Annotated in this window: 11 protein-coding genes; all 11 read right to left on the reverse strand. The window is 65.7% G+C overall.

Annotation, left to right across the window (positions count from 1 at the left end):
- The 11 genes from WFK98_RS25615 to WFK98_RS25665 all read right to left on the reverse strand — a co-directional run bounded on the left by WFK98_RS25615 (position 1) and on the right by WFK98_RS25665 (position 9,951).
- Complete coding sequence (locus WFK98_RS25615; RefSeq protein ID WP_336802288.1) at positions 1-786, reverse strand: enoyl-CoA hydratase/isomerase family protein; 786 nt, start codon at positions 784-786, stop codon at positions 1-3.
- 4 nt (positions 787-790) lie between these two features.
- Positions 791-1,618 (reverse strand): carbohydrate ABC transporter permease, encoded by an 828-nt coding sequence (locus WFK98_RS25620; protein ID WP_336802289.1) that lies wholly within the window; start codon positions 1,616-1,618, stop codon positions 791-793.
- The gene (locus tag WFK98_RS25625) at positions 1,615-2,496 is read right to left on the reverse strand and encodes a carbohydrate ABC transporter permease (protein WP_336802290.1); all 882 of its coding nucleotides are present in this window, start codon (positions 2,494-2,496) and stop codon (positions 1,615-1,617) included. Before WFK98_RS25625 ends, WFK98_RS25620 begins: the two co-directional genes overlap by 4 nt.
- Before the next feature lie 199 nt (positions 2,497-2,695).
- Positions 2,696-3,511 (reverse strand): DNA adenine methylase, encoded by an 816-nt coding sequence (locus WFK98_RS25630; protein WP_336802291.1) that lies wholly within the window; start codon positions 3,509-3,511, stop codon positions 2,696-2,698.
- A gap of 181 nt (positions 3,512-3,692) precedes the next feature.
- Positions 3,693-4,682 carry a phage late control D family protein gene (locus tag WFK98_RS25635; protein WP_336802292.1) on the reverse strand — a complete coding sequence of 330 codons (990 nt, stop codon included), beginning with the start codon at positions 4,680-4,682 and terminating at the stop codon, positions 3,693-3,695.
- The gene (locus tag WFK98_RS25640) at positions 4,679-4,906 is read right to left on the reverse strand and encodes a tail protein X (RefSeq protein WP_336802293.1); all 228 of its coding nucleotides are present in this window, start codon (positions 4,904-4,906) and stop codon (positions 4,679-4,681) included. Before WFK98_RS25640 ends, WFK98_RS25635 begins: the two co-directional genes overlap by 4 nt.
- Positions 4,903-5,304: a phage tail protein gene (locus WFK98_RS25645; protein WP_336802294.1), complete on the reverse strand. Its 402-nt coding sequence runs from the start codon at positions 5,302-5,304 to the stop codon at positions 4,903-4,905. The genes WFK98_RS25640 and WFK98_RS25645 overlap by 4 nt, the downstream gene beginning before the upstream one ends.
- A 2-nt stretch (positions 5,305-5,306) precedes the next feature.
- Positions 5,307-7,337, reverse strand: coding sequence for a phage tail tape measure protein (locus WFK98_RS25650; protein WP_336802295.1), 2,031 nt, complete (start codon positions 7,335-7,337; stop codon positions 5,307-5,309).
- 138 nt (positions 7,338-7,475) lie between these two features.
- Positions 7,476-7,937 carry a hypothetical protein gene (locus tag WFK98_RS25655; RefSeq protein WP_336802296.1) on the reverse strand — a complete coding sequence of 154 codons (462 nt, stop codon included), beginning with the start codon at positions 7,935-7,937 and terminating at the stop codon, positions 7,476-7,478.
- A 20-nt stretch (positions 7,938-7,957) separates the two neighbouring features.
- Complete coding sequence (locus WFK98_RS25660) at positions 7,958-8,476, reverse strand: phage major tail tube protein (RefSeq protein WP_336802297.1); 519 nt, start codon at positions 8,474-8,476, stop codon at positions 7,958-7,960.
- Between the two features lie 11 nt (positions 8,477-8,487).
- A complete protein-coding gene (locus WFK98_RS25665; RefSeq protein WP_336802298.1) occupies positions 8,488-9,951 on the reverse strand; it encodes a hypothetical protein in 1,464 nt (487 codons plus the stop codon).
- Positions 9,952-10,111: the final 160 nt, after the last annotated feature.

Here is a 10,111-nt window from a genome sequence, read left to right on the forward strand (position 1 = left end):
TCATATTCCCTTGAAGACCGGATCTCGTTTGTCGAGGAAGGCGTCGATGCCCTCCTGGCCGTCTGCCGTGCCGTAGAGGCGGAACAGCACTTCCTGCTCGAAGCCCTGCGCCACCGGCAGCGCCGCGTCGGGCCCCTGCCGGATCAGCCGCTTCATCTCGGCCTGGGCCAGCGGCGCCACCTTGAGCATGGCGCGCGCACGGCCGAGCACCGTCTCGGCCAGCGCCTCGTCGGCGACGCATTCGGCCGCGAGACCGAGCTGGAACGCGCGTTCGCCGGTGATGCGGCGGGCGGCGAGCATCATGTCGGAAGCGACGATCCGGCCGACGGCGCGGGTCAGGCGCTGCGTGCCGCCGCCGCCGGGCGACAGGCCGAGCAGCCCCTCCGGCAGGCCGAGGCGCGCGCTCGCCGCGCAGAGGATGACGTCGCAACAGAGCGCGATCTCGAAGCCGCCGCCGAGCGCATAGCCGCGGATCGCCGCGATGGTCGGCTTGGGCAATGCCTCGAGCTTGTCGAAGATGCGCCGGCTTTCGAGCTGATAGGCGATGAACTCGGCGCGGCGGTTGCCGCGATATTCGGCGATGTCGGCGCCGGCGACGAAGGCCTTCTCACCCGCGCCGGCGAGGATGACCACGCGCACGGCGGGATCGGCGGCGAGGCCGTCGAGATGCGCCTCGAATTCGCGCATCAGCGGCGTCGACAGCGCGTTCAGCTTGTCGGGTCGGTTGAAGGTGAGCCGGACGATGCCGGGCTCGAGGTCGTCGCGAAGAACGAGCGGGTCTGACATCGGATCAGCCTTTCACCGCGCCGGCGGTGAGGCCGGCCACGAACTGGCGCTGAAGGAGGAAGAAGATGGCGATGACCGGCACCGAGATCAGCACGGAGCTCGCCATCAGCTCGCCGTAGCGGATGCCGTACTGGCCGATGAAGTCGTTCATGCCGACGGGCAGCGTGCGCATGTCCTTGGTCGAGGTGAAGGACAGCGCGAATAGAAACTCCTGCCAAGTGACGATCAGCACGAACACGGCGGTGGCGACGATGCCCGGCTTGCAGAGCGGCAGGATGATCAGGAAGAAGATCCGGAACGGACCGGCGCCGTCGATCGCCGCCGCCTCCTCCAGCGCCACCGGCAGCCGGGCGAGGAAGCCGCGCAGCATCCAGATCGCCACCGGCAGCGTCACGGTCACATAGGCGAGGATCAGCGAGGTGTAGGTGTTCAGGAGGTCGGCCGCCTTCATCATCTTGTAGATCGGGATGATGATGGCGCTGGCCGGGAACATCTGCGCCACGATGACGAGCACCATCAGCAGCGACAGCAGCCGCATCTGCGTCCGCGTGAACGAATAGGCGGCGAAGAGCGCCAGCGTCACCGTGATCACTACCGTCGACAGCGAGACGACGACCGAATTCAGGAAGTAGGTGCGGAACTCCGGCCGGAACGCGGTCAGGTAGTTCTCGAAGGTCGGGTTTTCCGGCCAGAGCCGGGCGGGGATCGCGAAGGGTTCGGCCGCCGGCTTCAGCGACACCGACACCATCCAGAAGAAGGGCAGCAGGATGACGACGCAGAGGCCGAGCTGCAGCAACAGGAGCAGCAGGCGGGAGGAACGCGAGGGGGTCATGCCTGGACCCTCCGGCCGCCGCGCTGGGTGATGAAGTAGAGCGTGATCAGGAGCGCCAGCACGACGATCGAGACGACGCCATAGCCGGCCGCCTCGCCGAAGCGGAACTGGCCGAAGCCGAGCTCGTAGATCTTGGTCGGGAAGATATGCGTCGAATTCTGCGGCCCGCCGCGGGTCAGTACCCAGATCATGTCGAAATAATTGAAGGTCAGGATGGTGGTGAGGATGAAGTTGATGGCAATCACCTCGCGCATCGACGGCAGCACGACGTGCCAGAGCCGGCGCGGCGCGCTGGCGCCGTCCATCTTCGCCGCCTCGATCTGCTCGGCCTCGACATTCTGCAGCGCCGCCAGGAAGACGACGGTCGAGAACGGAAAGCCCTTCCAGACGGCGGCGATGACGGCGGCGGCCATGGCGGTCGACGAGTCGGCGAGCCAGGCGAGGCCCTGGTCGCCGAAGCCGGCGGAAATCAGGAACGAATTGATAAGGCCGAGCTGCGGGTCGTACATGAAGCGCCACAGGATGGCGGCGACGACGCCGGGCAGCACCCAGGGCAGCAGGATCAGCGAGCGCATCAGCCCCTGGCCCGGCAGCTTCTGGTTCAGGAGCAGCGCGCAGAGGAAGCCGAAGCCGTTCTGCAGCACCACGACGGCGAGCGTCCAGACGCAGGAATTCCAGACGATCTGGCCGAAATCGGCGCTGCCGAAGATCTTGCCGTAGACGGCGAGGCCGACGAATTTCGGCGTCGGGTTGATGAAGGAGGTCGAGTAGAGGCTCTCAATGACCGTGCCGATCATCGGGTAGTACATCAGCACCGCGACCAGCAGGACGGCCGGCGTCACGAAGATCCAGGTGAGCCAGCGATCGCGTTTCATCATGGAAGATTCATTTCCGGGTTTTTCTTGAGTGTGCCGGCGGGACTGGAACGTCGGCGGCGGCCTTCTCCCTTTCCCGCTTGCGGGAGAGGGCCGGGGCGAGGGTGAGACGGCCTGCTCCGCCGGTGTAGCCGGACACTTGAAATGAGAATCGTGGACACTTGAAATGAGAGCAATTCCGGCTGCTGGTTTTGCCCTCATATCACGCTCCCGCCACGCCTGAAATGATCAGCTCCTTCACAGGCCGAGTGTGATCGGCTCCGCCGGCCTGATAGCTGAGGGAGACTGGCGTCAGCTTCGCCCAAGCGTAGAGATCCCGCACCTCAGGATGATCGTTCAAAGACAAGATGAAGCGGCCTTGAAGCCTCTTCAAACGCTCCGCGAGCTCGGCATGCTCGGCTCGCTCGAATAGACCCCGGCCGTAGAAATGCTCGGTGCCAAGATAGGGCGGATCGAGATAGAACAGCGTGCCGGGCCGATCCCATCTTTCGATGAAGCCCTGCCAGGGCAAGCACTCGATCCAGACGCCCGCCAGCCGCTCATGCACGGCCTCCAGCATCGAGGCGAGCTTGGTCACGTCGAACCGGGCCGGTCCCTGCGTATCGATGCCGAAGGTCCGCCCGGCGACCTTGCCGCCGAAGGAAAGGCGCTGCAGGTAGAGGAAGCGCGCCGCGCGCTCCAGGTCGGTCAACGTGACTGGATCCTGGCGCGCCAGGCGCTCGAATTCAGCCCGGCTCGTCACCTGCCATTTCAGCATGTCCATGAAGGCCTGGAAGTGCCGCTGCAGGATGCGGAAGAAGGTCGCCACGTCGGCCGACGCGTCGTTGATCACCTCTGCCCTTGGGACTAGCCGCCGGCGCAGGAAGACGCCGCCCATGCCAACGAACGGCTCGGCGTAGAGAACATGCGGCACGGCCTCAATCTCGCCGATGATGCGGCGGGCCAGCTGCTTCTTGCCGCCGATGTAGCCGGCGACGGGTCGCACCGGATCAACGGTGCGGAACTCGGGAAACTCCATATCGATAGTGGTCCGAATCTGCGACGCTCCGCAGGCTGTGCACAGCAGCGGCGGGCGCGGCGTTGAGTTCTTTGGCGTCGGACGGGATCATGGTTGGCGCCTGGACCCGTCGTCTGAAGCGGTGACGCCTCAGACCGCCCGCTCCTCGGTCATGAGGAGCGAAGTGTGGTGCTCTCCATTCTCATGCCGGCGGCGCCTTGCAGCTGATGACGCTGATGGCGCCGCCGTCTTTTTCGAACGAGGTTTCGATCGTCTCCGAGACCCAGCGGCCATCGACGCCATCGCGGAAGCCGCTGGCTTCGACAATGGCGCCGGCGGAATAGGCCGGATCGTAGGTCACGGTGAAACTGGCTGAGCCGGTCTGCATGGTGAGATCGCGAGCCTTGCTCGCAGCGGCCTCCTTCGCCTCGTCCTCGCTGGCACGCGGATGGATGATGGTGTGGACCGGTCCCTTTCGCCCGGTCGAGTGCTTGATGGTCTTGCGCTTGCCGTCCTTTGGATCGTGGTAGCTCGCGACAACGTCGGAGAAGCGCGGTCGCGGCTCCCCTTCGGCCTGCCAGCCGAGAGAGCCGATCCTGTTGACGCGGATGACGGGCAACGGCGCGCCCGAGGCGCCACGCCCGCTACCTCGTTCGACGACGGAAAGCCGGCCGCCGGCGGGCTTCACAGCCGCGCCGTGCTCGGCCGCCAATCGCGTCGCGAAATCGATCGGCGAAGCCTCCCAGCGGGCAAGCCACGGCAGGATGCGTGATGCGAGTAGCGGGTCGATCGACAGGCTCAGTCCGAGGTCAGCAGCGATATCGGCAAAGACGTCCTTCAGCGTCTTCTGGTCCCAATGCCGATTCCCGCCGGCCTTGCCCTTCTGAGTCAGCGATGCCGCGCGAGCTGTCATCGCGAACACCTCGGCGTCGCCCCCGCCGCCGGTCACACTCCATCCCTGAACCTTGAAGACGCCGGCCAGCGAGACCCCCGTTTCGCGGTAGCCCGCGAGCACGGTGAGCTCGTCATCTTCCGCCGGCAGCGGGATCTGGCCGCCTTCGTCGTCGAGCTCGATCTCCAGCGTGTCGTTCTCGATGCCGACCGCGTCGGTGATCGTGGCGCGGATGAAATATGGCGCCATGCTAGGCATGAGATCGGCGCCGCCCTTGAGGATCTGGAGGAACGGCGTCATGCCTCGCCCCAGATCTTCGCCACCTTCTTGCGAACAGGGTCGGCCGCCGGCCGGGGCGGCAGATCGATGACGGTGCCGACCGGCAGTATCGTCGGCAGAAGAGCGAGGCCTGGATTGCGATCGAGGGTCGCCTCGACAATGCCGTTGGTCCAGCTCCCGAGCGCCTCGCGCGCGACCTGGTCGAGGCGGAGGCCATCGCGCCGGACGGTGTAGCGATCACTCATGAACCGGTCCCATAGCTCTTCAGGTCGATGGTGAATGCGAGGCGCTGGGGAGCGCCGCTCGGACCAATCCAGTCCTCCAGGTCGGAGACGCGCTCGATCGTGACAGTGCCCAGCACACGGGCCGCAAAGGCGCGGCCCATACGGATCAGCGGCACCGGCCGGCCGGCGCGCTGGGTATTCCGGATGGCATCGTAGTCGGAGAGGCCGCCGATCGCGTCGGGGAAGAGCACGCCCTGGATGGTCGAGCTGGCACGGCGCATGCCGGTGAACTGAGCGCCATCGGCCAGGCCGAAGCGCGCGAACTCGGCCCATACCGCTTCCGTCGCCGTTTCGACCTGGTTGAAGTTCAGGCCGACGACCCGGAAGACATGGGGACCGAGGGAGGCGAGTGTCGTCATGATCAGGCCGTATCCACTAGCAAGCCCGCGCTATTTCCGAGCCGCGCCAGCTTGCGCTCAATCTCATTCGCCGCCGCCTTGGGATCGGTCGAGCCGATGTGGAAGTGGTTCGTTTGGCCTCCGCCGAGCGCCGCGCCGCGTTTCAGGGTCGTTGCGGGAGGTGGCGCGCTGCCGGAAGGCTTCACCGACATTGGCGCGACGTTGACGCCGCCGGGTGTGGCCGGAAGCGGTCCACCCATGCGGGGAATGACGGTCGGCGATATGGTCACGTCGCCGATGCTCTTCAGCTGGTTGACGATGCCATTCATCGTGTCGATGGACTTGGGCGCGGTGGCCTTCAGGCCCTGATCCAGTGCGTTGCCGACCCCCTCGCCGATGGTCCGCAGCGCGTCGAGATCGCCCTTCAGCTGCTGCAGCTCGTCATTGATGCTCCCGAGGCGGTCCTGCAGCGGGCCAAGCGGCTCACCGCCGCCGAGACCGCCGACCATACCCGTCAAAGGATCCGGCTGAGCCGCCGCCTCCATCTGGTTGAAGATCTGGCTGCGCTCCGCTTCGAGCTTCTGGATACGCGCCTCTAGGCCGGCCTTCTGCTCGGAGGTGTAGGTGTCGAGGCGGTCCTGACGCGCTGCTTCGCCAGGGTTAAGCAACTCGGCCTTCAGCCACTTCCAGAACGTTATGGCGGGCTGTGTGCTCTGGGCGACTTTGTCCGACCCTTGGCCCGCGACCGCCTCGTAGCGGGCCTGACGTTCGGCAGGCGTCGCGCGCAGAAACTTCCAATCCTCGTCTAGGGTGCCCCCCGATTCCTCCCGGATTATCTTTTTCCACTGCTCCAACAGCTCGCGGTTCCGGAGGAGCGGCTCAAGCGCCTGCTTGGCCTGCATGTCGCCGAAGAGCTCGCCGATCGAAAATGTGTCGCCCTTGGTGACCTCCCAGGTCTTGGCAAGCGCGTCCGCCACGAAGCTCGTCCCGTTCGCGCGGGATTTCTTCATGATGGCCTCGATGTCGACGCCCTTCTCCTTGAAGTTCTTCACCGAATCCGGGGCGGTGAGCTTCATGAGATAGTTCTGCAGATTGGTGCCGGCCGCATCGGCGCTCGGAGCGGTCATTCGGACCACCTGCGCCATGGCGTTGATCTCGGCGGCCGCATCAAGCCCGGTATAGCCAAGGCTGGCATAGTTCGAGGCGAACGTCGGCATGAACTTCGCGACGCTGTCGGCTTCGAATCGCCCCAGCTTGGTGCCCTTGGCGATCATGTCCAGGTAGAGCGGGATCTGTTCCGGCGTGATGCCAAGGTTCTGAATGCCGGAAATGACCGTCTGAGAAATATTGCCGGGACTGGCATCCATCGCCTTCATCGCCCGCGACGAGGGATCAATCAGCTTTTCGGCGGCTGTAGGATCGATGCCTGCGGCCGCGTAATCGTTTCGGATCGGCAAGATATCTTCCGGCCGCAGCCCATAGCGTTTGCCGACCTCGGTGTCCTTCGCTCGCATCTTGGCGACATAGGCCGGATCCCGCTGTTCAGCAGTGACGGCGATCGAGGCGTAGCGCCGCTCGACGGCGGTCAGCTTTTCCTCAATGTCCGAGAGACCGCGGATGATGGCCAGCGGAGCGGCGAAAGCCGCCAGTGCGGTGAAGGCGCGACCGGCGGTTCCGGCCAGAAAATCGAAGGCGCCGCCAGTCGTGCGGACTTGGCTATTGGTGCCCGCACCAGCGCGAGAGACATTGTCGATAACACGGCGCGTCTGCCGCGCTTTCCGCTCAATCGCATCGAACCCCTTGACCATGTTGGTCGAGGGATCCACGCGCTTGACCCGGCCAGCCGTATCGCCGACCTCGGCGACAGCCTTGCGCGTACGACGCGCCTTGCGCTCGACCTTGTCGAGGCCGGCCTCAAGATTGCCGCCGCCGCGACCCTTGCCGATGCTGTCGGCCGCCTTCTTGATGCCCTGGAGGTCGCTGATGGCGCGTTTGCGGCCGGGGCCGGTGTTCGCCAGCAGCTTGATGCGCAATGCGACGTCGAGGTTAGACATGGCTGGTTACGTCCTCGGTGGCCATGCGCCGCACTTCCGCGTGCAGCAGGAGGAGCTCGTCCCAGGGCAGGTCCAGCGCCTGCGCGTAGGGCGTCGCGAGCGATCGGCTGACGGCCGCGACGTAGCTGCGCCAAAGCGCTAGGTCGCCGGCGATGCGGCCTCTTCCTGCTGGAGCCAGCGGGGCAAAAAATCGAAGGCTGCCGCCAGGACTTCGTCGCCATCGTCGCTGTCGAGCCCACGCAGAACCGGGGCAGGAAGGCCGGTCATCATCGCGTAGAGGTCGTAGCTGTCCGCCTGGTTGGCGGCGACGCGTTCGCGCCAGCTGGCGACCTCGGCCGTCGCGAGGCGCCGCACCGAAACGCTGCCGACTTTCTTGCCATCCCAGTGAAACGGGTGCTTGAGCGGGACGGTCTTGATCCGCCGGCCGGGATCCAGAAACTCCAGCGCCGTCATGGGCTGCGGCGCCTGCGACGGGGCCTCCGGCGGCTGGGCTGTCAACGTCGGAGCGCCGGTCGAGCCCTTGAAGTCGGGCGAGCCCGGCGGCGGCCGGACCGGGGTGAGCTCGGGCGTCGTGGCGATCGGCGGCGGGAGTGCTTCCATAGGCTCGGTCCTCTTTGGCGTCAGCCGGAAATGCGCAGGATCTGGTTGGACCGGTTGTCAGAATTGACCCCGTAGCCCTGCCATTCGTTGCGCCAGTAGTTGAAGCGGGCGACGATTCCGTATCCCTCGATCACATCCTCATAGTCAGTGATCGAGCCGATCGAATGCTCGTAGCCCTTGAGGCCACGGCCGGCCATTTCCTCGGGGCTCGCCTCGTTGAGAACGCCCCGAAGCGTGATGATGCGCTCACGCTTGGTGGCGGAACGCTCGTCGACAAGCTCCTCGTAGATCGTCCAGAGCCGTGATTCCGACAGGCTCATGCCGGGCACGCCCAGAATGCGCGGGTCGGCCGACTTGGTATTGAAGCCCAGGGCGAGCGGATCGATGGCCCCGACAGGAACCTCGATCTCCATGATGCCGCCACCGGGCTGATGGCTCTCCGTCTTCACCTTGGGCGAAGGGAGCTTGTAGGACGCGAGCTGGAGCCAGAGATTGGTTCCCTCGCAGTAGAGGTTGCCGGCCTTGCGGACGAATTCCATGGGAGCCTCCTTTAGGCCGCGATCGAGAGGGTGCCGAGGGCCTGCTGGATCTCCTCGGCGAGGATGTCGAAGGCGGCGATGTAGGGCCGCATGCCGATCTGCAGGTCGGAGATGATGGGCGTGTTCTCGTGCGGCAGCTCGATCCGCAGGATGCCCTGGCGCATGTTGGCGTTCGGATTGAGCCCGCGATCGAAATAGCGGGTGTAGCCGACGACGACGCCGAGGCTGACGAGCTCGTCCAGGAAGAACTCGATCGTCTTGACGATCATCAGCGCGTTGTGCGCCGTGAAGTTCTCGCCGCGCCACTTCCGGACGGCCGCCGGGAGGCTCGCGCGGATCGCGTTTTCGGTCCGCACCTTGTTGACGAAGCGCCAGTTCGTGTCATTCGACAGCGTCTCGGAGCCGAACAGCTCCTTGCCTTCGATGATGGTGTTGACGCCGGCCGAGACGAGGAAATTGGCGTCGTGGTCGACCTCGCCATCATAGTAGGAGACCGCCCGCGCCGTGCCGACGATGCCGGAGAAGCTCTGGTTTTCCGGGCTCCAGTAGGGACCGCCGCGCGCCCGGTCGCGCTTGGCGAAGAGCGCGGCCGTCGAGATGGCGCTCGGGCGCGTCAGAATGCTCTCGACGCCATCCTCGCCGGCCTCGAAGCGCCGGACCGCCGGGTCGACGGCGTAGAGATAGCGGCCGTCGTCGCTCTTGAGCTTCTCGGCCCAGAGAGCGGCCTCGGTACGGCCGAGATTGGGGCCGTCGATGACGGCGATCGCCAGCAGGCGCTTGGCGATGGCCGACAGCGTCTTGGCGACGGGGTTGGCGATCGAACCGGTGACGGCCGTCGCGGTCGCGCCCGTGCCGGGGCCGCCGAAGCTGATCGTCGGTGAGCCGGTTCCGCCGAAGCCGGCGTCGGTGATGGTGACGCCGGTCACGGCGCCGGCGTCGTTCACCACGGCCGTGCCCTTGGGCAGCACGGTGGCGCCTGTCCAGGCGAAGGTAACGGCAGGCGGCGTGACGTACCCGGTTCCGCCAGCGGTGACATTGACCGACATCACGCCGGTCAGGATCGCCCCCGTATAGCCCGGCGCGACCAGGAGGCCGGGCTTAACGCCGGTCTCGCTCTTCGCGTCGAGAAAACCCCAGATCCCGGTGCGGGTCGACGGATCGCCGATGATGGCGCCGAGCTGGGCATTGGCCGTCGTTTCCTTGGCGACGCGTCGGATGATCACGGAGGGGTTAATGCCCTCCGCCAGCAGCGCGTCGATCGCCGGTGGCAGATCGCCGATGAGGCCGAGCTTCTCGATCTTCTCAACCTCGTCGCCGAAGATCTGGACGTTCTTGTTCAGCGGAAAGAGCGTCTCGTCCGCGTCTTCGGCATGGCCGATAAGGCCGATGGTGGAGAAATCAGGCACGACCACCGTGCGGGCATCTTCGCCCGCATCGATAAAGCGCACGCCGTGGTTTTTGGTCAGAGCCGCCATGAGCGAAGATCCCGGCCGGAGGAAAGGTCCGGCTGAGAATGGCGGTGCGGGAAAAGCAAAATGCCCCGGAAGAGCTTCCGGGGCATCGGTTCAAAGGGGCTTCGACGCGCTGATGAAACCTGTTCGAGGGGCTTTTGTCGAGCCCCTTGATACACTCGTC

Source organism: Kaistia sp. MMO-174 (assembly GCF_037147815.1).
In the GTDB taxonomy this organism is placed as follows: Bacteria; Pseudomonadota; Alphaproteobacteria; order Rhizobiales; family Kaistiaceae; genus Kaistia; species Kaistia nematophila.